This is a genomic window from Janthinobacterium sp. HH102, assembly GCF_001758625.2.
Lineage (GTDB): Bacteria > Pseudomonadota > Gammaproteobacteria > Burkholderiales > Burkholderiaceae_D > Janthinobacterium.
This window is the reverse complement of record NZ_CP062062.1, coordinates 2,400,451-2,424,888: the sequence shown is the minus strand read 5'-3', so window position 1 is coordinate 2,424,888 and position 24,438 is coordinate 2,400,451. Positions and strand designations below refer to the sequence as shown.

14 protein-coding genes are annotated in these 24,438 nt (G+C 62.2%); 1 reads left to right on the top strand and 13 read right to left on the bottom strand.

All coding sequences use genetic code 11. The annotated features are described in order from the left end of the window. Positions 1–45 precede the first annotated feature (45 nt). The 13 genes from JAB4_RS11050 to xsc all read right to left on the bottom strand — a co-directional run bounded on the left by JAB4_RS11050 (position 46) and on the right by xsc (position 23,378). On the bottom strand, positions 46–1,497 hold the full coding sequence (locus tag JAB4_RS11050; protein WP_227742139.1) for a glycoside hydrolase family 19 protein: 1,452 nt from the start codon (positions 1,495–1,497) through the stop codon (positions 46–48). A gap of 290 nt (positions 1,498–1,787) precedes the next feature. Beyond that, entirely contained in the window at positions 1,788–2,630 is an 843-nt protein-coding gene (locus JAB4_RS11045; RefSeq protein WP_070219214.1) for a sulfotransferase, read from the bottom strand. A gap of 153 nt (positions 2,631–2,783) precedes the next feature. Next, entirely contained in the window at positions 2,784–10,550 is a 7,767-nt protein-coding gene (locus tag JAB4_RS11040) for a YDG domain-containing protein (RefSeq protein WP_070219215.1), read from the bottom strand. A 32-nt stretch (positions 10,551–10,582) separates the two neighbouring features. Next, the gene (locus tag JAB4_RS11035; protein WP_227742138.1) at positions 10,583–12,241 is read right to left on the bottom strand and encodes a ShlB/FhaC/HecB family hemolysin secretion/activation protein; all 1,659 of its coding nucleotides are present in this window, start codon (positions 12,239–12,241) and stop codon (positions 10,583–10,585) included. A 645-nt stretch (positions 12,242–12,886) separates the two neighbouring features. Next, positions 12,887–13,504 carry a c-type cytochrome gene (locus JAB4_RS11030; protein ID WP_070219217.1) on the bottom strand — a complete coding sequence of 206 codons (618 nt, stop codon included), beginning with the start codon at positions 13,502–13,504 and terminating at the stop codon, positions 12,887–12,889. 10 nt (positions 13,505–13,514) lie between these two features. Beyond that, entirely contained in the window at positions 13,515–14,747 is a 1,233-nt protein-coding gene (locus JAB4_RS11025; RefSeq protein WP_070219218.1) for a molybdopterin-dependent oxidoreductase, read from the bottom strand. Then, the gene (locus JAB4_RS11020) at positions 14,740–16,173 is read right to left on the bottom strand and encodes an amino acid permease (RefSeq protein ID WP_070219219.1); all 1,434 of its coding nucleotides are present in this window, start codon (positions 16,171–16,173) and stop codon (positions 14,740–14,742) included. The genes JAB4_RS11025 and JAB4_RS11020 overlap by 8 nt, the downstream gene beginning before the upstream one ends. 292 nt (positions 16,174–16,465) lie before the next feature. Further along, positions 16,466–17,260, bottom strand: coding sequence for an ABC transporter permease subunit (locus JAB4_RS11015; protein WP_070219225.1), 795 nt, complete (start codon positions 17,258–17,260; stop codon positions 16,466–16,468). Between the two features lie 79 nt (positions 17,261–17,339). Next, complete coding sequence (locus JAB4_RS11010) at positions 17,340–18,155, bottom strand: taurine ABC transporter ATP-binding protein (protein ID WP_070219220.1); 816 nt, start codon at positions 18,153–18,155, stop codon at positions 17,340–17,342. Positions 18,156–18,226: 71 nt separating this feature from the next. Beyond that, entirely contained in the window at positions 18,227–19,288 is a 1,062-nt protein-coding gene (gene tauA / locus JAB4_RS11005) for a taurine ABC transporter substrate-binding protein (RefSeq protein ID WP_070219221.1), read from the bottom strand. Between the two features lie 114 nt (positions 19,289–19,402). Beyond that, a complete protein-coding gene (locus JAB4_RS11000; protein WP_070219226.1) occupies positions 19,403–20,842 on the bottom strand; it encodes an FAD-dependent oxidoreductase in 1,440 nt (479 codons plus the stop codon). A gap of 25 nt (positions 20,843–20,867) precedes the next feature. Then, a complete protein-coding gene (locus JAB4_RS10995; RefSeq protein WP_070219222.1) occupies positions 20,868–21,275 on the bottom strand; it encodes a nuclear transport factor 2 family protein in 408 nt (135 codons plus the stop codon). Positions 21,276–21,569: 294 nt separating this feature from the next. Further along, complete coding sequence (gene xsc / locus JAB4_RS10990) at positions 21,570–23,378, bottom strand: sulfoacetaldehyde acetyltransferase (protein ID WP_070308483.1); 1,809 nt, start codon at positions 23,376–23,378, stop codon at positions 21,570–21,572. A gap of 217 nt (positions 23,379–23,595) precedes the next feature. Here xsc and JAB4_RS10985 point away from each other — a divergent pair, with 217 nt between their 5' ends. Then, a complete protein-coding gene (locus tag JAB4_RS10985) occupies positions 23,596–24,438 on the top strand; it encodes an IclR family transcriptional regulator (protein ID WP_070223846.1) in 843 nt (280 codons plus the stop codon).

Here is a 24,438-nt window from a genome sequence, read left to right as displayed (position 1 = left end):
GCTCTTGTCAACTGTTATCCCTGGCCGGCTGTCCTGCATAGACTGCTACTGCAACTTCACATTCCAGTTGGCTTCCACGCATTTCACGTAGTTCCCGGCCAGCAAGGCGCTGTACGGGGTTTGATAGCTGACCAGCTGGCATTGGTTCTCGCCACCGGCGCTCCAGTTCTTTTCCCAATAGATGTTGTAGGCAGCGGAACTGGCCGGGGTGAAGCGTTGCATGTTGGCGCAGGACAGCTGTTCGCCGGAATAATCCCAGCCCATGTCGGCGGCAAATTGCTTGTAGTAATCGATACGGTTTTGCGCGGCCTGCTTTTCCGTGCCCTGCCCGCATTCGGCGTTGATGATCATGATGGTGGTGGCGAAATTATTGCCCGCGCCTGCCGTCGTATCGGCCGCGTTCGGCACCCAGGTGCCGTCGAGCACGTGCAGCATCGATGGTTTCGGCGGTTGCGGATAGACAAAGAAGAAAGTGGCCGACGCCAGGTTCAGCCAGGTCGAGGCGACGAGGTCGGGATTTTTCAGCAGCACGGACTGGTCGCCGTCATGCATGGCTTGCGAGAACGGGCCGTAGTTGTAGTTGTACGACAGCTGCTTGGCGCCGCGGCCGAAATACTTCTTGAAGCTGCCGTCGGCATTCTTGCCGCACGTCCATACCTTGTTGAAGACGGGATCGGCGCACTCGACGTTGTAGCCGCAGCCGGCGCCCGTCTCGTCGCAGCCCAGTTCGCGCAAATACTTCAAGCCCTGGCGCCATTGCGGCAGCGGGCTGCTGGCGTTATGGTCGCCCGTTTCCTGCCCGAAATGGGCGAACATGGTGGCCAGGCTGTGGCGGCAGATGGCGTCCGCATTGCGCCCGTCGCTGTAGTCGTCGCACACGGCGGGAAACTTGGCCACCGCTTGCAGGAAGCGCTGGTAGGTATAGCTTGTATCGCGCGCGGCAAAATAATAATCCCACTTCGCCGCCGGCAGCAGACGTTCGACGCGCTTGACGTTGAGCGGATTGCCGGCCAGTCCAGGCTGGACGGCTTCGACGGCCGCATTGCCCAGCGTGCGGATCGACGCCTTGACTTTGCGGAAGAAATCGTTGTTCGTCAGCGCCGCCTCGTTCGCCTCGGCCTGGGCCCTGGTGGGCACGCCCGGCGTGGGAGTAGGCGTGGGCGTGGGCGTGGGTGTAGGCGTTGGCGTTGGCGTCGGCGTCGGGGTGGGCGTCGGCGTGGTGGTATCGAGACGCCACGGTCCCCACTGGTCGTTGTTCGGCGCCGTGCCCTGCACCCACCATTTGGCCCGGTATACCTTGCCGTCGTAGACGGCGCACTGGCCCGCCGTGTAGACGGCGCTGGCGCTCCAGGCTGCGCAACTGTCGCTGGCGGCCGTGGCGGCCAGCAGGGTCGATGGGGGTTCGGTGGTGGAATTGCCGCCGCAAGCGAGCAGCGCGCTGCCCAGCAGGCCAGCCATCAAGGGCGAGGCCAGCCGGCTAATTTGCCGTGTCTTCACAGTGTCTCCTGAACGTTATACGAAAACTATCGAAGTAGCTTTTTATGTTGTACGTAAAGAAAGCACAGCGAAGCGTCGGCTTTCTGCACCAAGAATGCGACGCCGAAAATTGGTAGTCAAGTGGTTTTATAATACGGTGTTTTTTACAATACCAGTGACTTCAGGCGGCGCGGCCACGGTGCGGCAAGCGAAGAGTGGGAAGAGAGAAAAAAGGCGTTTTCAAGACAACTGCCGGCAATACCGCGCCGGCAGCACTGCGGCAAGTGGTATTGGCACTGCCGCAGGTGTTTTCAGGCCGATGGCGTTGCCGCACGTTGGTGTTGCGGATAATACAGGTCGTAAAACCAGCCATAGGCGCTTTCGATCTGCGCCTGGATGCGCGGCGGAATCGCATGCTGCCCGGGCGCGCTGATCGTCGCCTGCTGGCGGTGCGTGTATTTCATGCGGTAGTGGCTGTCGCTTTCCTGGATACCCACGGCAAGATCGTGCGGGTCGATCTGGAACGGTGCCAGGCCCAGCCAGGTGTACAGGTGGGACATGCATTCCACGGGCCGCGCCATCAAGTCTTCGAAGCGCACGAAATACAGCTTTTGCTGCACTTCGGCAGGCAGGTCCAGCACGGCATGCAGGGAACTCAGGGGAGCGCCGATGGTGCGGTCCTTGGCAAACAGCATGTCAGCCCGGCCCAGGCGGTCAAAATCGGCCAGATGGTCGACAAAATCGAGCAGGATGGTGCGCTGGTGCTGCGCTTCGATGGAGCCGTAGACCTGGCCCAGTTCACGCACGCAGACGATGATCTTCGCTTCCGGCGCCAGCTGCAGCAGCATTTCCACGCAATGCAGCCAGGCGCGGTTCTTGTCGACCACGCCCTGCTTGCCGCAATCCCGGTACCAGCCGCGCAGAAAGCCCTGCATGGCCGTTTTCAGGTGGCCGTAACTGGCGTCGAAGGTGCTGTCGAGCTGCGACAGGAAAAAAGCGTCGTCGCTGACCATGCGCCGCATGCCCAGCAAGGCGTTGCACAAGGGCGAGCTATTGCCTTCGCAATGCAAGTCGGGATGCTGCGCCAGCAGCTGGCACAGCAAGGTGGAACCGGCGCGTGGCAAGCCTGCCACGCCGATGAAATGGGATGTCATGCGATTGTACTTTCTGTTCAGCGCTGCGCCTCTGACGGAAAACAAGGATGATGCAGCCATTGTAAAAGTGTTGCGACGATGCGAAGGCATGAAAATGCCGCCTCGAAACACGAAGCGGCACTCCGGCGCCGGCATCTGGTGACGCGGCGGACCTTACTGGCTGTCCTGGCGCGTACCGACGGAAACCTCAACCGGCAAGCGCAAGCCGCTGTCCACCACGCTCAGGCGCAGGCCTGGCAAGACATTGCTGACGACGTTGCCGGCCAGTTGCACCAGCGGTGCGCTGCCCGAGCCACCCTTCTCTCCCTCGCGCGGCGCATCCTGCGCGGCGGCAGGCTTGCCTGGCGCCGTCTCGCCGCTGACGATCATGTCGGCCTGCACCATATTGCCCTGCGACGGCGCCACGGCAACAGCCGCGATCACGTTCGCAACGGCGCTTTGCAGCGCTTCCGTCGGATTGACTTTCAGCACGCCGTCCACATAATTCAGGGCGTAATTGGTCGACGCCTGGCCCGAGGCCGAGACCAGATAATTGCCTGCCGCGGAAGCCGTCGTCGCCGGCGTGCCGAAGGCCAGCTGACCGCTCACTTCGGTGGCCAGCGTGTCGCCGCCGAGCAAGCCGCTGTAGCTGGCGCTGAAGTCGGGATTGGCGCGTCCCTGGTCTTTTGCCGCATTGTCGACTTTCACCGTCAGCAGTGCCTGCGAGATCGTGGCCGTGGTGCTGGCCGTGGTGTTGACCACGTAATTGCCCGCATCGGCCCCGCTCAGGCGTATGCCCGCCACCGTCACCGTCTTGCCCGCGCCCGCATTCTTGTCGCTGAAACTGGCGCCATTGCTGGCAATATTGAGCTGATCATTGCCGATACGGTTGTCGCGCAAGGAAACGGCGGCGTTCGTGGTGGCGTCGTACACCTTGTTGATGCCGGTGGCGCTGACCGTCAGGGCCGCCGGCGTGATATCGGCCGTGTTGCTGGCCAGGCTGCTGGCCAATACGTAATTGCCCGCATCGGCGCCGGCCAGGCCCAGACCGCTGATATTCACGGTCTTGCCCGTTGCCGCATTCTTGTCGCTGAACGCGCCAAGGACGGGCCCGCCAGCCAGGCTCAGGACGTCGCCGGCCACCATGCCATTGAAGCTGGCGCCCGCCAGATTCAGGCTGGCCGCCGTGCCGCCGTCATACACCTTGTTTGCCGCCACGATGCCGGAAATAGCGCTGATGGACGCCGGCGTGATGCTGGCCGTGCCACTGGCAACCGTGCTGGCAAGGTTGTAATTGTCCGCATCGGCGCCGCCGAGCGTGATGCCGCTGACCGCCACCGTCTTGCCCGTGCCCGCATTCTTGTCGCTGAAGGCGCCGTTGCCGGCCACGGTCAGGCTGTCGCCGTTCACCATGCCATTGAAGGTCGCCGCGCCGTTGAGCGTGGCCATGGCCGAGCCATCATAGGTCTTGTTGTTGACACCCACGTTTGTCACGCCGCTGATGGTCGCCTTGCTGATGTCGGCGTTCACGTTGGCGGGACTGCTGAAGGCATAATTGCTGGCCAGGCCAGTGCCATCCTGCAAGCTGGCGCCGCTGATGGTCACCACCTTGCCGGTACCGGCATTCTTGTCGCTAAAGCTGCCGACACCGCCGCTGAAGCCCAGCGTTTCATCCGCGACCATGCCGGTCAGGGTGCCGCCCGACAAGACTGCCGCTGTCGTGCCATCGTAGACTTTATTGCCGGCAGTCACACCGGAGAGCGTGACGGCCTTGGGCGTGATACTGGCCGTGGCGCTGGCCGTATTGTTGAGGAAGTCATAATTGACCAGATCGCTGCCGGACAAGGTGATAGTCGTGATATTGACGGCCTTGTTGCTGCCCACGTTTTTATCCGTGAATGCACCGCTCGCGCTGAACAATTGCACATCGTCGCCAGCAATCTTGCCGTTGATCACCGCCTGGCCGGGACTGAGGCTGACGTTGAGGTTGCCGTTATAGATCTTGTCCAGGGCGCTCAAACCGCTAATGCTGGAAATCGTTGCCTTCGCGATATCGCCCGTCATGCCGTTTGGCGTACTCAGCGTGTAGTTGCCGGCCAGGCCGCTGCCGTCGCTCAAGCTCACGCCGCCCACCGTAATGGCCTTGCCCGTGCCCGCGTTCTTGTCGCTGTAGCTTGCCCCCTGGACAGTGAAGGCCAGGGTTTCCGAATTGACCAGGCCATTCAGGGTGCCGCCGGTCAGGTTCGCACTGGCTGTGCCGTCGTAGACTTTATTGTTGCCGGTAAAGCCCGTCAGCGTCAGCGCCTTGGCGCTGATATTGGCACTGCTGCTGGCCGTGTCGCTGGCCAGGTTGTAATTGCCTGCGTCCGTGCCGCCCAGCACGATGCCGCTGACATTGACCGTCTTGCCATTGCCCGCGTTCTTGTCGCTGAAGGAGGCGGTCGCGTTCGATACCGTCAGGTTGTCGCCGCCGGCCATGCCGCTGAAAGCGGCGCCAGCCGTGTTCAGGCTGACGGCCGTGCTGCCGTCGTACACTTTATTTCCGGCAACGATACCGGTCACGCCACTGATGGTGGCCTTGCTGATATCGGCGCTGCCGCTGGCCGTGGTGCCGGTCAAATTGTAGTTGCCGGCATCCGTGCCGCCCAGCACGATGCCGCTGATGCTGACCATCTTGCCTGTGCCTGCATTCTTGTCGGCAAAACTGCCGCTGGCGCCCGACACGCTCAGGCTGTCGCCACCGATCATGCCCGCAAACGTGGCGCCCGCCGCATCCAGGCTGGCGGCCGTGCTGCCGTCATACACTTTATTTCCAGCAACAATGCCGCTCACGCCGCTGATGGTGGCCTTGCTGATATTGGCCGTGCTGCTGGCGGTAGCGTTGGTAAAATCATAATTTCCAGCGTCTGTGCCGCCCAGGACCATGCCGCTGATATTGACCGTCTTGCCTGTGCCCGCGTTCTTGTCGACAAAACTGCCGCTGGCGCCCGAGACCGTCAGGTTGTCGCCGCCCACCATCCCCGTGAACGACGCCCCAGCCATGTTCAGGCTGGCGACCACACCGCCGTCGTACACTTTATTTCCGGCAACGATACCGGTCACGCCGCTGATGGTGGCCTTGCTGATATCGGCGCTGCCGCTGGCCGTGGTGCCGGTCAAATTGTAGTTGCCGGCATCCGTGCCGCCCAGCACGATGCCGCTGATGCTGACCGTCTTGCCTGTGCCCGCGTTCTTGTCGGCAAAACTGCCGCTGGCGCCCGCCACGCTCAGGCTGTCGCCACCGATCATGCCCGCAAACGTGGCGCCCGCCGTGTTCAGGCTGGCCGTGGCAGTGCCGTCATACACTTTATTTCCAGCAACAATACCGCTCACGCCGCTGATGGTGGCCTTGCTGATGTTGGCTGTGCTGCTGGCCAAAGTATTGGTGAAATTATAATTACCAGCATCCGTGCCGCCCAGGACCATGCCGCTGATATTGACCGTCTTGCCTGTGCCCGCGTTCTTGTCGGCAAAACTGCCGCTGGCGCCCGAGACCGTCAGGTTGTCGCCGCCCACCATCCCCGTGAACGACGCCCCAGCCATGTTCAGGCTGGCGGCCTGGCCGCCGTCATACACTTTATTTCCGGCAACGATACCGGTCACGCCGCTGAGGGTGGCCTTGCTGATATCGGCGCTGCTGCTGGCCGTGGTGCCGGTCAGGTTGTAGTTGCCGGCATCCGTGCCGCCCAGTACGATGCCGCTGATGCTGACCGTCTTGCCTGTGCCTGCATTCTTGTCGGCAAAACTGCCGCTGGCGCCCGACACGCTCAGACTGTCGCCACCGATCATGCCCGCGAACGTGGCGCCCGCCGTGTTCAGGCTGGCCGTGGCGGTGCCGTCATACACTTTATTTCCAGCAACAATACCGCTCACGCCGCTGATGGTGGCCTTGCTGATATTGCCCGTCAAGCCGTTCACGGGCACCAGCGCATAGTTGCCGCCGGCGCTGCCGCCCAGGGCCGCGTTGACCGTCACGGCGATGCCGTTGCCGGCATTCTTGCTGACAAACGTGCCATTCACGGTCGAACTGACATTGGCCAGGTCGCCCGCCAGCACGCCGTTCAGGGTGCCGCTGATGGCGGCCACGGTGGTGCCGTCGTACACTTTGTCGCCCACCGCCGCGCCGCTCAGGGTGACGGACTTGGGCGTGATCACCAGGCCGCCATCGATATAGCTGATGGCGTAGCCGGACTGGCCACCCGAAGCGTACAGGCCGCTGGCCGACACGCCATAGGTGCCCGCATTGACGGCGCCGGCGGCATTGCCCGCATACACGACCGTACCGAGCAGGTTGGCGCCATCCACCGTGTTCGAGTAGGTGACGCTATTGCTGCCGCCTGCGTAGGCCACGCCGTCATACACCTTGCTGTCGTAGGAAACGCGCACGGCGATCTGCTTCATGAACGAGCGCAGGAAAGGCGCGCTCTGGCCGTCGTAGACCACCCACATCTGCGCCAGTTCCCAGCCGGCGCCCGTGTAATTCGACAGGTTTTTCAGCTGCGCCGTCGTCATGGCGGTACCACCCATGCTGTTCGCCTGGCCGCTGGCCGTCGTGTCCCAATAGCTGCCCGTAGTGCTGCCCGTACTGGCGCCCACCAGGCCGCCCACATTGCTGGAACCGCTCACGCTGCCGTTCGCATAACTGTTGGCGATGCTGCCGCCATTGCTGCCGACGAGGCCGCCGACGATGCTGGTGCCGCTCACGGCCCCGCTGGCATAGCTGTCCGCCACCGTGCCCGTATTGCTGCCCACCAGGCCGCCTCCGGTGGACGTGCTCGTCACGCCGCTGGTGGCAAAGCTGCCGCTGATCGTGCCGGCATTGCTGCCGGCCAGGGCGCCCACATTCGTGCCGCCCGCTACGCTGCCGCCGGACAAGCCCACATTCGCCACCACCCCGCCGCTGCCGATGGCGCCGAACAGGCCCACGTTGTTCACGCCCGCCTTGGCAATGGTCAGACTGGAAATGATATGGCCGGTGCCGTCGAGGCTGCCCGTGAAGGCCGAACCTGCCGCGCCGACGGGGATGAAGCCAGTGGTTCCCCAGATATCCTGGCCATTGGCCGCCGTCGTGGCGGCGCTGAAGCTGCTGCCCAGCGTGTAGCTGGCTGTCTTGTTCATCGCCATCAATTGCAGCTGGTGCGCCGAATTGATGGTATTTGACCACTCCGACGCCAGCATGGGGCGCGTGCCGGCAGCGCCATTGAGGGTGCCGTCGGCGCTGACCGCCACCCAATTATTGCCGGTGGCGCCGCCCGTGGCCGTGAAATTGAACCCCACATAATTACTCGATACCAGCATCTGCGCCGTGCTCAGCCCTTGCGCATTCGAGGTGGCGCCATTGAAGCTTCGGCCGATGCCATTCAGGCCGGAATTGATCGTGCTGTCAAAATAGGCGCGGTTGACGCTACCGCCGTTGTGCTCGCCGACGATGGCGCCCACGCTGGCGCCGCCGCCCGTCACCTTGCCGGTGGTATAGACATTCGTGATGGTGCCGCCCACGTTGTAGCCGACCACGCCGCCGGCCAGCCCGGTGGTCTGCACGTCGCCCGTCGCATAGCTGTTGCTCAAGGTTCCACGCAACAGGCCCACCAGGCCGCCGACATAGCCGCCGGTGGAGGTGACCTTGCCCGTCGCGTAGCTATTGCTGATGGTCGCGCTGCCGCTGTTATTGGTCCCCACCAGGCCGCCGGCACTGCCCGAGGCGTTCATCGCGCCGGTCGCGTAACTATTGCTGATACTGCCATTATTAAAGCTGACCAGGCCGCCGCCATAGTTGGCTCCTGCGTTCACGGTGCCCGTCGCATAGCTATCGCTGATCGCACCGGAGTTGGTGACCACCAGCCCGGCCGCCACGTAGCGCGTGGAGCTGGTGGTGGCGGAGCTGGAACTGTTCTTGATCAAGCCGCCTACGGCGTTGAGGCCCACAAAGCCGCCTGCCGCGCCGTAGCCGCCCGGCCCGGGATCGCCCGCGGAGACGACCGTGCCGGAGACGCGGCTATTGCTGATCGTTCCGGCATTGATGCCCACCAGGCCGCCCAGATTGACATAACCGGAGGCGCTCACGGCACCACTGCTATACACATTATCGATCTTGCCGCTGTTGACGGCAGCCAGTGCGCCTATGCCCGCATAGGTGCTGCTATAGTTGGCGGCCGATCCGGCAACGCTGACGCCGCTAAAACCCATATTGCGCACGGCAGCGGCAGCGCCGATATTGCCGAACATCCCGACAGGCACGTCAGGGCGGTTGATCGTCAACCCCACGATTTCATGGCCCAGGCCATCGAGCGTGCCCGTGAAAGGCGCCGCATCGCTGCCGATGGGCGCAAATCCCTTGCCGCCATCCCAGCCGGAGGTGCCGCGCGCATCGATATTGCTGCCCAGCACGTACTTGCCGGACAAATTGCCCTGCATGCCCTGCACGTCGCTGCCGGTGGTGCTGTTGAAGGCGCCCAGGCTGTTGATCACCTGATACACGGTCACGCTGCCATTGCTGCCCAGCTTGGTGCTGAAGTTATTGCCCGATGGCAAATCCACTTCGGCCTTGACGTTGTACGTCGACAGATTGCCGGCGGCGACCCCGCTCTGGCCGTATTCGAGCGCCAGGCTGGCCGTGCCTGCGCCGCGCATGGCCTTGTTGATGTTGATGTTGTTCTGTGCCGTCAGGGTCAGCTTGTTGGCGGTCCAGTTGATGTTGTCGTTGACGTTGATGTTGCCCTGCGTGCCGCTGCCGCCCGACACGCTCTGGATTTGCACATTGCCCGATTTCAAGGAGTTGCTCAGGAAAGCGCCCGTCATGTCGCCGCCGGAAACGGCGATATTGAAGTCGGTCGGGTCGATCAGCCAGGTGCCGGCCAGGCCCTTGCTCGATGCCGTCGTCACCTTCAGCGCATCGTCGATCTTCACGTGCGCGGCCGACGTATCGATGAAGCCGCCATTGCCGCCGTCGGACGCGCTGGCGTCCAGGGTGCCGGCCGCGTTCACCGTGCCGCTTTGCATGTCACCCAGCAACTTGATCGTGCCGCCGCGCGTGGCTATCGTGTGCGCCTCGATCACGCCCGTGTTGTTGACGGCGGTTTTCAGCAAGTCGCCCGCCGCCTGCGCCGTGAGCACCACGCTGCCGCCGTCGGCCTGGATCAGGCCGCCATTGTTGACCAAAGCGCCCACGGCGCCTGCGTTGACGGCCACATTGAGCAAGCCGTCACCGGCCACGTCCAGGGTGATCGCCTTGCCCGCGGCCAGGGCTACCGAACCCAGACGTGCCTGGATCGTGCCTTTATTCGAGACGTGCGCGCCCAGCAGGGCCACATAGCCGCCCGGCGCGCTGATGCTGCCCTGGTTCAGGACTTTCCCCGTGCCATTGCCGGAAAACTGGTACTTGCCCGCCATGAAGTCGGCGTTGCTGATGTCCAGGGTGGACGCCACCAGCCCGGCCGTGTTCACGGACGCGCCCTGGCCGAACAGGATGCCGTTCGGATTGACGATGAACACCTTGCCGTTGGCCGACAAGTTGCCCAGGATGGTAGTACCGTCGCCGCCCAGAACGCGGTTCAGGGCCACCGCGTTGCTGTTGGGCTGCTGGAACTGCACCGATTCGCCCTTGCCGATATTGAAACTGGCCCAGTTGATCACGGCGTTCTGGCTGCCCTGCCTGATCACCGTGGCGCCCGGTGCGCCATTGATCGTTGCCTGGCCCGCCACCACCGTGCCGCCCGCCGGCCCCGCCAGCGCCAAGGAGCCATAACCGAGCATCAGCGCCGCCGCCATGCCGGTCAAGGCAAAATGCGCCCCGCCCCCGCTGCATCCGGGCAGCGAGCGCTTGCCGGCGGATTTGACGTTTTCGGAAACGGCGGCGTAGGCGCCGGTGGCCTGGTTCCAGATGGAGCGGTAGATGCGGTTCATGGCAGTGTCCTGATTCTATTAACTTGTCTTAATTAGAAGTATTTAATGGCTTGCAGCCAGAAACGGCCTGCCGCATCCGGTGCGGAAGTCGCCTTGGCATTGCCCAGCTTGTGCGCGTAATACGCCTTCAGGACGAGCGCATTGGCGCCCGTCCACGTCACGCCCACGCCGGCGCCGCTCAGGGTGCGGCGGTTCTCGCCCGCGCCCCAGGCGTCGCGGTTCAGCTTGACGGTGCCCGTGTCGGCAAAGGCCAGCACCTGCAGCTGGCCGGGAAACGCCGTGAACGCCGTGATGTTTTGGCGCAATTCCACATTCAGCACATAGCCCTGGTCGCCATACGCCTCGCCGCCCGGATAGGCGCGCACGCCGCCCACGCCGCCGATGCCCATCTTTTCGGAAACATCGAGGTTTTTCGAGGCCGCCTGGCCGCTGATCACGCCGAACAAGCTGGTCTCGCCGCCCAGGCTTTGCACGCGCGCCGCATTGAAGGCAAGCTTGTTGAAGTGGCCGTTGCTTTTCACCGTCAGCTGATCGATCAGCAAGGCCACCGGCGTCTCGATATCGATCTTGCCCGTGGTGTAGGTCACCGAATACGTGCTCACGCCACCGCCGCCCCAGCCGTCCTTGCCATCGCCATTCAGGTTCAGCATCCACACCTTGGCTGTCTTGTCGTTGACGCTGCCCGTCGATTCCGTCCTGTCCTGGAATGTCTTGTCGTCGTAGCTCACTTGCGCATACAGATTGTTGCTGCGCGAGCGGATCAGCGGATAACTGGCATACGCGCTGGCGATCTTCGCCGTTCCCTTGGCGTCGAGCACGGCAAATTCCTTGCCCAGCTTGTAATCCATATACGTGTAGGCGCCGCCCAGGCGCAACAGGCCAGCCTGTCCCTGATAGGCCAGGCGGCCGTAGTTCAAGCCATCGGCCGAAGTGAAGGCGCGCACGGTGGCCACGTCGCCTATGCCGGCCAGCTCGTTGATGTTCAGGGTGGCGCCGATGCGGTTGCGGCCTGTGTAGCGGTTGCCCTGGTTATCCAGGTCGATGCTGCCGTTGAAACGCGAACCGGGCTGCACGTCGACGATCAGGTCGGACGCGCCCAAGGACGCCCCCGGCGCCAGGGTCGAGCTCACCTGCACGCCCGGCAAGTCCGACAGCAGCAGTAAGCGCCGCTCCAGCGGCGGCGTGGCGATCACTTGCCCGTCGAGCCCGGCCAGTATCGTGCCGGCCAGGCCGTCGGACAGCGTGCTCTGATTGCGCAGCTGCACCTGACCATAACGGCCCGGCAGCACGTCGATGGCGACGACGCCATCCTCGATATCCTGCGCCGGCAGATAGGCCTGCGCAAGAAAATAGCCATGGTTCTGGTAATAACTGGCAATTTTTGACGCCATGGTGCGCAATTCGCCCAGGGTCAGCTCGCTCCCGGGCACGAAACCCGTGGCGGCGACCAGTTCGCTTTCGGCAAAGACGGGCGGCGCCGTGATCCGCAGGCGCTGTACGGTGATGCGCGTGGTATCGCCCACCGTCGTGGCCGGCACATTGCCCTGCTGTACGCGGATGGCTGGCGGCGCTTTCGGCAGCTGGGGCGCGGCGGGAATCTGCTGCAGCTGGCTGCCTGCGCCCGGAGGATCGACGGCCCAGGCGGTCTGGATCAGCGCCAGCAAGGTCAATGGAAATAATGTGGTGTTCAAGGTCATCCTTTCAGGCGGCGCGCCCGCGCCAGGCAAGCCGCTGGCGGCTGTGCTGACGGGGAATACAAGAGCTGCAAAGGACGTATTTTTTTAGCATCATTGTCAAATACAATGACAACAAAAAAATAAATTCCCCTCAGCAACATTGACCCATTTTAGCCCGTCATCAGGCGAGAAAATACCTATCTGATGAGCTCTTTCACCACATTGGTGCGGTCTCGACAGGGATGCCCTTAAAATTCGCAAAACACCGTGAAAATGCGCCTTTCCGGCAAGAAATTCGTTGTCATAACACAACAAAATTGCATCGCTGTCACTATCGACATGCTATTCCATGAGCGCACCATGCATGCGAAATGAACAAGAGATTGGCATTATCACAATATAAAACAATGTTATTTTTTACATATGTGCATGTTCATCTGATGACACACTTTTTTGCTGCAAATTAACATGTCACATTCTTGCAAAAAATAGATAATCAATGAATAAATATTAGGAATGGAAACTTATTTATGGCGGCCACGCGGGGAGCGGGCGGCGCATATGATCGCGGCGAGGAAAACCGGCGTGGCAGGCATCGGCCACGCCGGATGCCGGCGGAAAGGAAGAGAAGATCAGCGACGCGGCCGCGCTGGCCGGGTCTTATCTGGACAGCACATATTTGGCCAGCGTGGCCGCATCGGCTACGCTGAGCTGGCTGAATGGCGGCATGGGCACGGGGCCCCATTTGCCGGCCCCGCCATTGCGGATGTTGGCCGCCACGGCAGCGACGCTGTCCTTGCCCTTGTATCTGGCGGCCACTTCCGCAAAGCCGGGGCCGATCACCTTCTGGTCGAGGGCGTGGCATGCCATGCAGCCGTTCGCCGCCAGCAAGGTTTTCACATCCTTGCCGCTGGCGGCAGGGACAGCCGCTGCGGCGGGCTTCACTGCGGCGGCAGGCGCGGCGGCGCCCCGCTCCGCGCCATAGGTTTTCACCAGGTAATCGACCATGGCCGGCATGTCCGCATCGTCAAACTGGGCGCCGAACGGCTTTTTCATCTTCTTGACGGTCGCCTCCCAGTAAGCGCGCGGCGAAGCGGGCGGCTGGCTCGATGCATACTGGGCCGCGTGGCACGTCATGCAGTTGCGCTGCACCAGCTGGTAGCCGGGCAATTCGCTGGGTTTATAGGCCGCCGTTTCCGGCGGCAGCTGGATTTCCAGTGCGCCGGCGCTGCCGGCAAGCATCAAGGCCACGGCGGTGGCGAGTGTTCTGATCAGCATCCGGTTCTCCTCACACTGCCTGAATGCGCGTGGTTTCCACCACGTTGCGCATATAACCCATGGGATTCCACAGGGCTTTCATCGGCTGGCTCTGGCCGATGCGGTTGACGGCGCGCACCATCAGCACATGCTTGCCCTTGCGCGGCGCCTTCATCACCATCGTCCACTCGCGAAACGAGAAACGTCCCAGGTCCTTGCCCAGCGTTGCTTCCTGCCACGTCTGGCCGCCGTCCACCGACACGGTCACCTCGCTGATGCCCTGCCCGCCATCGAAGGCGATGCCGCGCAAGGCCAGGTCGCGCCCCGCCTTCACTTGCGCGCCATCCTGCACGCTGGTGATGAAGGAGCGCACGTTGAGGCGGCTGATCGGCGTCGTCTTGCCCACCGGTGTCCCCGGCTCGATGAAACCGGAACCGTTGTCGGGGATACGGTAGCCCGTGCTCATCCAGAAGCCGTCAAACGGCTTGTCGAGCACGGTGATGTCGCTCAGGTGCTTGACCCAGTAAGTGCCATAGAAGCCCGGCACGATCAGGCGCAGCGGATAGCCGTTCAAGAAAGGAATGTCCTCGCCATTCATGGCCCAGGCCAGCATCACGTCGCCGGCCATGATGTGCTCGACGGACAAGGCTTTCTGGAAGTCGGGGCCGTCGCCCACGGGCGGCGTTTCCAGGCCGTTGAAGGCCACCTGCACGGCACTGGCCGCGATGCCGGCCTTTTCCAGCACGGTTTTCAGGGGGACGCCCGTCCAGCGGGCATTGCCCATGGCGCCATTGCCCAGCTGCCCGCCATTCGCGCGCGGGGCGAAGAAGCCGCGGCTGTTGCCCGAACATTGCGTCACGGCCACCACGTCGACGGGGTCGGCCAGCTGTTTCAGTTCCGCCAGCGACAGTTCCAGTGGCGTCTTGACGAGGCCGCCGATGCGCAAGCGATAGCTGCCGCCATCGATGCTGGTGGGCAGGCCGCTCCAGTGATAGCGCACGAAGAACGCGTCGTTGGGCGTGATCGCGCCTTCGTTGAACACGCTGAACGGCGTTTCCAGCTGGGGCGGTCGGCTGGTCAGTAGGATCAGCGGGCGCTTTTGCGGGAAGGCCACCAGTTCGCGCTCGCCGTTTTCAAACGGCAAGGTAAGGGAAGCGGAGGCAGCCAAGGCTGACCCAGGCCCCGCCACGGCGGCGGCGCCCAGGGCGGCCGTCGTGCGCAGGAAGCGGCGCCGGCCAGCAGGCAACAAGGTCGTATCAGACATGTTTGAGCTCCACTTTGGTGTCGGCCGCTTCGCCGCCGTTGCGGTCATCGTTGACCAGCTTCTTGATGTAGTACATGACGCTCATGATGGCCACGCTCAACAGGCCGAACCAGAACGACACGCGCTGCTCCGTATCGGACGACACGCTCATGGCGCCCAGGATCACCAGCATGGCGAAGATGGTGAAATACGTCAGATAGGGGAACAGCCACATGCGCACCTTGATGCGTTCCGGGCATTCGCGTTCCAGGCGGCGGCGCAAACGCAATTGAGATATCGCAATGAGCAAGTACACGAACAGGATCAGGATGCCGTAGGAGTTCACGATGAAGGGGAAGACCAGGTCGGCCGACACATACGAGACGGCAATGGCGAAGTAGGCAAACAAGGTGCTGAACAGGATGGCGCGAATCGGCACGCCATTCTTGCTCAGCTTGACCAGGCCCGTGGGCGCGTCGCCACGGCGCGTCAGCGCGAAGATCATGCGCGACGAGGCGTACAGGCTGGAGTTCAGGGCCGACAGCACGGCCGTCAAAATGATGGCGTTCATGATGTGGGCCGCGTACGGGATGTTCATGACGGTCAGGGCGCTGACGAAAGGCGTGGCGATGGCCGGCGAATCCCAGGGCACGATGCAGACGACGACGAACATGGACCCCACATAAAACATCAGCACGCGCATGACGACGGAATTGGTGGCGCGGGCGATGGCCTTGGCCGGGTCCGACGTTTCGGCGGCCGCGATGGTGACGATCTCGGCGCCCGAATAAAAGGCCGTGGCAGCGACGGCGCCGCTGAGCACGGGGCCCCAGCCGTGCGGCATGAAGCCGCCATGGCTGGTCAAAAAGCCCAGGCTTGGGATGCTGTTAGGCAAGCTGCCCGTGATGAACAGGGCGCCGACGAACAGGAAGACGACGATGGCGACCACCTTGATCGAGGCGAACCAGAACTCGAATTCGCCAAACGCTTTCACCGAGAACAGGTTGAGCACCGTCATCGACACGAGCAACACCAGGCTGATGGCCCACGAGGGCACGTCGGGCAGCCAGAAGTTGACCAGCTTGGCGCCGGCGATGGCTTCCAGCGCCACGACGACGACCCAGAAATACCAGTACATCCAGCCGCTCATGAAGCCGAGGAATTTCGAGACCTTCGGCTTGTCGTCGAAGGCCAGGCGCGCATATTCGTAAAAGGAGCCGACCACGGGCAGGGACGAGGCCAGCTCGCCCAGCATGCGCATGATCAGGACGACCAGGCCGCCCGTGAGCAGGAAGGATAGGATGGCGGCCGGGCCGGCAGCCTTGGCGATGACGCCGCTGCCGACAAAGAGGCCGGCGCCGATCACGCCGCCGATGGCGATCATGCTCATGTGGCGTTGCTTCAGCGAGTGCTGCAAGCCGGTACTGTTATGCGATTCGCTAATCATGTTTTTGTCTCCTGAAAATCTCTGAAGCCCGGTGCGCCCTCGCCTGCTGCGGCCGGTTCCTGCCGCGCGGCTTTGTTTTATTTGGGCAACACCGTCAAGCAGCATCGATACATCATCAAATCAGTCTGGTTGGCTGCATGCCATAAGTCAATCTGGAAATGCAGCGGCCCGGCGCGGCGCCCAAGGGGCAAGCGCGCTGGAGGATACGTACGGGGTATGGCTCAGTTATTGCTGGTTAAAAAATGGGAGCGGCGGCAACACTTGTGGCATTAGCGCCACTCCCGGGAACGTCTTACACCTTGCCCTTCCATGGCACGAGGGTACGTTCGAGGTAGCGCATCATCAAATCAAACAGGAAAGCGAAGAAGCCGATCACGATGATGCCCATGATCACGACATCGCTGGCGAGGAACTCGGAGGCGCTCAGCACCATGTAGCCGAGGCCGCGCGTGGCCGCCACCATCTCGCCCGCCACCAGGGTAGTCCAGCCCACGCCGATGCCGATGCGCATGCCGGTGAGGATTTCCGGAATCGCTGCGCGCAGGATCACGTGCACGATCACCTGGAAACGGGTGGCGCCCATCGAGTACGCGGCGTGGATTTGCTCCAGCGACACGGAACTGACGCCGGCGCGGGCCGCGATGGCCATCGGCGCGAAGATGGCCAGGAAGATCAGGTAGACCTTCGAAAACTCGCCGATGCCGAACCAGATGATAACCAGTGGCAAGTAAGCAAGCGGCGGCAGCGGACGGTAGAACTCGATCAAGGGATCGAAGATGCCGCGCGCCACGCGGTTCACGCCCATCATCACGCCGACGGGGATGGCGAACAGGCAAGCCAGGCCGAAGGCGCCGAACACGCGCACCAGGCTGGCAACGGTATGTTCCCACAGGGTGGCGCCGCCGAAACCGGTGGTGGCCGCCATGATGAATTTTTCATACACGGCTTGCGGCGACGGCAGGAACAGCGGTTTCACGAGGCCGCTGGCCGTCACGCCAAACCACAGCAAGAGCACGGCGATGACGGTGACGGTGGCGATGCGGCTGGAATTGCCCTGCCCCGGCGCGCCGAACGCTTCGCCGGGCATGGCGCAGCGGGGAGCGAACAGGCGGCCAAAAAAGCTGGCGCGCTTGGCGTTGGTGGGAGGAAATCCCACGGCGGATGGGCTATGCATGGGACACCTCCAGCTCTTTATTGACGGCGCGCTCGTCGCCATAAATGATGTTGAGCACTGTTTCGCGCATCTTGATGAAGTCCGGGCTCGATTTCACGGCGCGCGCATCGCGGCATTCGAGGAAGCGCTTGTTGAAATCGAGTTCATACGTGTGCGTGATGCGGCCCGGACGGGGCGACATGACGATCAGCCGGTTCGCCAGGAACAGCGCCTCGTCGACGCTGTGGGTAATGAAGAAGAACATGGTGCTGGACTTGGCCCAGATATCGAGCAGCAATTCCTGGATGGTTTCGCGGGTCAGCGCATCGAGCGCCGCCATCGGTTCATCCATCAGCAGCATGGCGGGATTGCTGGTCAGGGCGCGGGCGATGCCGACCCTTTGCTGCATGCCGCCCGACAATTGATAAATCATATTGTCGTGAAAGTCCTTCAAGCCGACCAGCGCCAGGTTCTTGGCCGCCTGTTCGCGCCGCACGGCTTTCGGCACGCCTTGCAGCTTCAGGCCGAATTCCACGTTTTCCATCACGTTCAGCCATGGCAGCAAGGCGTGTTTCTGGAACACGACGCCACGGTCGGCGCCCGGCCCTTCCACTTTATTGTCCCCGAGCATGATTTCCCCCTTGGATGGGGCGATAAAACCCGCCATCAGGCTCAGCAAGGTTGTCTTGCCGCAACCGGAAGCACCGAGCGCGACGACAAAGTCGCCGCTATTGATGGTGAGATTGATATTATTTAAGGCATGTACGCGTTCACCGGCCGTCTTGCCCGGATAAATCACGCTGACATCCTTGACGTACAGATTTTCCATCGTGTCCCCACAGTTCTGTTCAACGCACTCTGTTCAGTCAGCGCGCCCGCAGGCGCGCCATCGCACAACGTTTACTTCAGCAGGCCGGCGGCCTGTGCATACCTGGGTGTCACATATTTGGCGTAATCGGGAGCCAGGGTGTCGATCTTGCCTTCAGCTTTCAAAAATTGCGCCGTGGCCAGCAAGGCTTGCGCCACGCCGCCCTTCGCGCCGCCACCGAGCCAGGCCGGCGACGCCTGTTCCTGCAAGGATGGGTAGGCGTACAGGGCCACGGAAGCGGCCACGTCCTTGGCAGCCGCGCCCGAATGCTTGACGTTGGCTTTCACTTGTGGGGAATCGATGGTCCACGCCTTCGGATTGGCGCGGTAGTCGGCATCGGCGGCGGCCATCACCTTGACGAACTTGGCCATGAAATCGGCATTCGCCTCACCCCAGGCGCGCTCGACGGCCATGCCGTCAAACGTGGCCTTGCCCTTCTTGCTCAGTTCGCCGGAAGTGACGAGCACCTTGCCGTTTTGCTTGAGTTTGCTCAAGGCCGGATCCCACACGAAGGCCGCGTCGATGTCGCCCCGTTCCCAGGCGGCGGCGATCTGGTTCGGCTGCATGTTGAGCAATTTCACTTCCGTGGGCTTGATGCCCCACGTTTCCAGCGCGAACATGGTGTGGAAGTGCGTGGTGGAAACAAACGGCACGGCGATCTTCTTGCCGCGCAAGTCGGTGGGTTTGCTGATGCCGGCGCCATTGCGGGCCACCATCGCTTCGGCTTCGTTGATGTCGTCGATGATCCAGAACAGCTGCAGGTCGACGCCGCGGCTGACGGCCGCCGTCAACGGGCTGGAACCGATGACGCCGATCTGCACGTCGCCGGACGCCATGCCCGTGGCGACCTTGGCGCCCGAGTCGAACTTGCGCCAGTTGATTTTATAGCCGGTGGTCTTTTCCACTTCGCCGCTGGCGATCGCCACCAGGAAGGGGCCGTTGATTTCCTGGTAGGCAATCGTTACTTCCTTGCCCTGCGCGAAGGCCGTGCCGCTCGATGCGACCGCCACGCCCAGCACCAGGGTGCCGAGAACGGCGCGGCGCAGCGTTGAAAAAACCGTTTTGCTCGCGTTTTTGCTCGTGTATGTGTTCATGTCTCACTCCAAGTTATTGTTATGTGTGAACGTTCGGGCAATCTCATCCCTTGCGGGAGGCGCCGCTGTTTGCTCTTTGTCAACCATGCGGCGGCTTAGTACGGCTACTGCTATTTAAAACACTTCATCCTTCAAGTGATACCAGCGGTACAGGAAACGCTGGCCCAGGCGGCGGAACGGGGCGAACGCTTGCGACTCGACCAGTTCCATCATGTTGGGATACGGCAATTTCGAATTGAAGATCGGCAAGCCCGTGTCGCTGGCCTTGCCCGCGATGCGTTCGGCCATGCGACGGCCCGCCTGCGCCGAGTACATGACGCCGTTGCCGCCGTAACCGAGTGAATAGAAAATCGATTGCTTGGGGTCCGGTTGCACGATGCGCGGCATCATGTCGTGGCTGACGTCGACCCAGCCCCACCACGAGTAATCGATGGGAATACCGGTCAGCGCGGGGAACTTGCGGTGCAGATCGTTGATCAAAAACTGTTTATATCTGTCGTCCGGCGCGTCGGCGCCCGTGATGGCACTGCGGCTGCCGATCTGCACGCGGTTATCCGGCATCAGGCGGTAGTAGTGGCGCAGAATGCGCGTATCGGTGATCACCTGGTGGGTGCGGAAGTTGCACGCCTCGATTTCCGCCGGGGTCAACGGACGCGTGACGAGCGAGTTCGACAGAATCGGCAGCAAGCGGTTCTTCACTTGCGGATGCAGATGGGGCGAGGTGTAGCCGCCCGTGGCCACGGCCACAGAGCGGGCCCGCACCACGCCGCCCGGCGTTTGCAGATAATGCACGCCGTTGCGCGTTTCCCAGCCCATCACGGGGCTGGACGGGTGTACCTTGGCGCCCAGCGCACGGGCCTTGCGCAGGTAGCCGAAGGCCAGCTTGCCCGCGTGGATACCGATGCCTTCCGGCTCGTGCAGCGCGCCGGCCGCTTCCTTGTCGTCGACGAATTCGCGCTTGACGGTGTCGGCGTCGAGGATGCGGGCGTCGTACTTGAAGATCTCGCGCATGACCTTGGCCTCTTTTTCCAGCGCGGGCATGGCTTTCGCTTTGTGGGCGATGTACAGGTGGCCGCCCGGCTGCGGGTCGCAATCGATGTCGGCCGTGATCTTCTTGAAGGTTTCCATCGCGTCGCACACTTCCGTGTGCAATTTGAGGGCCGTGTCCATGCCGTAACGGGCGATCCACTGCGAGCGCTTCAGGCGGCCCGTCGTGCATTGCGCCTGGCCGCCGTTGCGCGTGCTGCAGCCCCAGCTGACCCGGTTCGCTTCCAGCACGGTAGCCTTGATGCCGTGTTCCTGGGCAAGGAAGATGGCGCAGGAGAGACCGGTAAAACCCGAGCCGATGATGGCCACGTCGACGTCGATGTCATGCGTGATGGGGCCGTCGTCGGCGGGCGGCTCGCCGGCCGTGCCGATCCAGTAGGTGGGCGCGTAGGCATTGCCGTGGCCGGGGCGCTGGGCCACCAGCGGATCGAAGGCGGGATCGTAGGGCGTGCGGGCGGCGGTGCTGTTGCCCAATACGTCAGATGGAGTGTCGACAGGTTTGTTCATGATCATTCCCGGTGAACGTACTGGCTTAAGCTTTGACGACGGGTGGGCGATCCTTGCGGAAGGCGTTCTTCACGGCGATCTTGCCGTCGCGGAAAGTGAAGATGTCGACCATGCGCGCCTCGATACGCGTGCCGTCCGCCTTGGTGCCGGCAAAGGTCGATTCCGTCACGCCGCGCTGGCCGCTGACGAAGTGCTCCGGGTTGAGCCAGGCGGCGTCGGGAAAGGTTTGCCAGGCCAGCTCGAAACCGGCGCGCACGGCGTCGCGGCCGACAAAACTCTTGCCCAGCAAGTCAGGGCCGGCCACGGCGTGAAATTCGCAGTCGTCGGCCATGGCGGCCATCAGGGCCTCGATATCGTGGCGGTTCCAGGCATCGCCGAAGGCTTGCAGGAAGTCGGTGGTGACGGCGTCGGTGTGCGGTACAGGGTGGTTCATGGTGGTCTCCGTAAATCGTTTTTGATACGCTACGTTCCGTTTTTTGTCTTTTATTGAATTTAAGCCTTAAGCATGGCCTTGTCAAATCAAATAATTCAATTACCGGGACGCTTTGTCTTCTTTATTGAAATTATGATGTTTTCGTGACAATCTGTGAGAATTTGGTCACAACGCTTTGTCGGATTACGCCGGGCTTTGCCCGGCTAATCCGACCTACGCCAGCACCACGCGTAAATTGCGTAGGTTGGGTAGGTTGGATTAGCCCAACGGGCGTAATCCAACAACCTCAACGCATCAAACGTAGTCTTTATATTTATCCAGATGACGAATTGGTTTACTCAGCGCATCGCGGCGGAACGGGTCGCCCAGCTCGCGCGTGCACATGATTTCGATGATGGTCGTCTTGCCTTCATTCATCTGCATGTCGATCGCCTTCTTCAAGGCCGGCCCCACGTCTTCCAGCTTGTCGACCGTGATGCCTTCGGCGCCCATGGCCCGCGCAATTTCCGCGAAACTCTGGTTGTCGAGCTCGCCGGCAACGAAGCGGCGGTTGTAGAAATCGACCTGGTTCTTCTTTTCCGCGCCCCACTGGCGGTTGTGGAACACCACGGCCGTGACGGGAATGTTGTGGCGCACGCAGGTCATCGTTTCCATCAAACTCATGCCCCAGGCGCCGTCACCCGCATACGACACGGCCGGACGGTGGGGAGCTGCCACCTTGGCGCCGATGATGGTCGGGAACGCGTAGCCGCAGTTGCCAAAGCTCATCGCCGCAAAGAAGCTGCGCGGCTTTTCAAAGCGCAGATAGCTGTTGGCCACCGAGTTGATGTTGCCGATGTCGGTCGACACCATCACGTCTTCCGGCATGGCTTTTTCCAGCTCGCGCAAGACCTGGCGCGGGTGCAAATAATTGCCCGGCTCTTTCTTTTGCTCTTCGATCATGTCCAGGCTGTACGCATCTTTTTCATGGGTCCAGTTGGTCAGCTCCTCTTCCCACGCCGCCTTCTCGGCTTGCACGGTGGCATAGCGCGCGTCGCGCGTGGCGTCGCAGTCGAGGCTCTTGCCGTCGAGGCGGGACAGGATGGCTTTGGCGGCCGCCTTGGCATCGCCGCAGATGCCGACCGAAATCTTTTTGACCAGGCCCAGCATCTTGTTGTCGGCGTCGATCTGGATGATCTTCGCGTTCTTCGGCCAGTAATCCATGCCGTGCTGCGGCAAGGTGCCGAACGGTCCCAGGCGCGAACCCAAAGCGACGACGACGTCGGCCTTGGCGATCAGTTTCATCGCCGCCTTGGAACCCTGGTAGCCGAGCGGGCCGCACCACAGCGGGTGGCTGGCGGGAAACGAGTCGTTGTGCAGATAGCTGTTCACGACGGGCGCACCGAGGCGTTCGGCCAGGGCCTTGCATTCTTCGATCGCTTCGCCCATGACGACACCGCCGCCCGAGATGATCACGGGGAACTTGGCCTTGGCCAAGAGCTCGGCCGCATCGTTCAGGCTTTGCTCGCCGCCGGCGCCGCGGTCCAGGCGGTTCGGTTTCGGGATTTCCGCCTTGATTTCGCCATAGAAATAATCGCGCGGGATATTCAGTTGCGTCGGGCCCATTTCCGACATGGCGCGGTCGAAGCAGCGGCCCGTGAACTCGGCCATGCGGGCGGGATTGGTCACGTGGCCTTGATATTTCGTGAATTCCTCGAACATCGGCAACTGGTTCGCTTCCTGGAAGCCGCCCAGGCCCATGCTCATCGTGCCCGTCTCGGGGGTAATGATCACGACGGGCGTATGCGCCCAGTAGGCGGCGGCAATGGCCGTGACGCAATTGCTGATGCCGGGGCCGTTCTGGCCGATGACGACGCCATGGCGGCCCGAGACGCGGGCATAGCCGTCAGCCATGTGGCCAGCGCCCTGCTCGTGCACGACGGGGATCAGGCGGATGCCGGCGGGGGCAAAAATGTCCATCGGGTCCATGAAGGCCGAGCCCATGATGCCGAACATGTCGGTCACGCCATTGGCGGCCAGGGTTTCCACGAACGCTTCGGAAGGCGTCATCTTTTGCGGGCCGGTGGGGGTGGCCGCTGCGGCGGCGGCTTTTTGCTCGGTCATGTCATTCATGGGTGTCTCCTGGTCTGTGGTAATGAACTGCAGCGTATTTATCAACTTATTTATCAAAAAACGGTATATTTTGTTCCGAAATTTGATATACAATTCAATTTAAGCGTTCAGCAATCAAAAGTCAAACAGAATTTCGAGGAAACGGTACAATTTGAGTTCGAAAATGAAATAAGCTGATGTAACACTCAGATACCCAACCGAGGCCACCATGGACATGATTTCATCCCCAAAACTTGAGCCGGAAAAACTGGAAGGCGACACGCCCACGATGCGTTTGTTTGCCTTGCTGGAAGTGATTGCCGAAAAAGACCAGTTGCTGTCGCTGCAAGCGCTGGTGGAAGAAACGGGGCTGCCGAAGCCCACCCTGCACCGCATGCTGCAACAGCTGGAAAGCGTGGGCGTGCTGCAGCGCGAAAGCGACGGCCGCCACTACAGCACGGGCGTGCGCCTGCGCCGCCTGGCGTCTAACCTCTTGATTAACAACACCTTCCATGGCGCCCGCCGCATGGTCTTGCGCCAGTTGGTCGAGGAAGTGGGCGAAAGCTGCAACCTGACGGCCTTCAGCGGCAGCGAAGTGGTGTACCTGGACCGCGTGGAAACGGCGGCGCCGCTGCGCTTCTACCTGCATCCGGGTTCGCGGGTGCCCGCGCACTGCTCGTCGAGCGGCAAGCTGTTCCTGGCGCAAATGACGCCTGTGCAACGGCGCCGCCTGCTGGGCCACATGGAATTGACGCGCTTTACGGACAAGACGGAAACGGACCCCGTCAAGCTCGAGCGCGAACTGGAACTGGTGCGCCGCAACGGCTATGCGCTGGACGACGAGGAATTCCTGCCCGGCCTGCTGTGCGTGGCCGTGCTGGTGCCGAACCCGAACGGCCGCTCGAACCTGGCCGTGGCCATCCAGGCGCCCATCATCCGTTTGACGCACGACAAGGCTTTACATTTCTTGCCAGCATTGCAACGCGCCGCGCAAGCCCTGGCCGCCATCGAATCGGAAACCATGCCGACGACGGGCGGGGACGACGACGCATTGCAGACAGGTAATTCATAA

Excerpts from the sequence above, each read along its gene's own strand:
- JAB4_RS11045 (WP_070219214.1), bottom strand. The coding sequence starts at position 2,630 with ATGACATCCCATTTCATCGGCGTGGCAGGCTTGCCACGCGCCGGTTCC.
- JAB4_RS11040 (WP_070219215.1), bottom strand. The coding sequence starts at position 10,550 with ATGAACCGCATCTACCGCTCCATCTGGAACCAGGCCACCGGCGCCTAC.
- JAB4_RS11030 (WP_070219217.1), bottom strand. The coding sequence starts at position 13,504 with ATGCTGATCAGAACACTCGCCACCGCCGTGGCCTTGATGCTTGCCGGC.
- JAB4_RS11025 (WP_070219218.1), bottom strand. The coding sequence starts at position 14,747 with ATGTCTGATACGACCTTGTTGCCTGCTGGCCGGCGCCGCTTCCTGCGC.
- JAB4_RS11020 (WP_070219219.1), bottom strand. The coding sequence starts at position 16,173 with ATGATTAGCGAATCGCATAACAGTACCGGCTTGCAGCACTCGCTGAAG.
- JAB4_RS11015 (WP_070219225.1), bottom strand. The coding sequence starts at position 17,260 with ATGCCCGGCGAAGCGTTCGGCGCGCCGGGGCAGGGCAATTCCAGCCGC.
- JAB4_RS11010 (WP_070219220.1), bottom strand. The coding sequence starts at position 18,155 with ATGGAAAATCTGTACGTCAAGGATGTCAGCGTGATTTATCCGGGCAAG.
- tauA (WP_070219221.1), bottom strand. The coding sequence starts at position 19,288 with ATGAACACATACACGAGCAAAAACGCGAGCAAAACGGTTTTTTCAACG.
- JAB4_RS11000 (WP_070219226.1), bottom strand. The coding sequence starts at position 20,842 with ATGAACAAACCTGTCGACACTCCATCTGACGTATTGGGCAACAGCACC.
- JAB4_RS10995 (WP_070219222.1), bottom strand. The coding sequence starts at position 21,275 with ATGAACCACCCTGTACCGCACACCGACGCCGTCACCACCGACTTCCTG.
- xsc (WP_070308483.1), bottom strand. The coding sequence starts at position 23,378 with ATGACCGAGCAAAAAGCCGCCGCCGCAGCGGCCACCCCCACCGGCCCG.
- JAB4_RS10985 (WP_070223846.1), top strand. The coding sequence starts at position 23,596 with ATGGACATGATTTCATCCCCAAAACTTGAGCCGGAAAAACTGGAAGGC.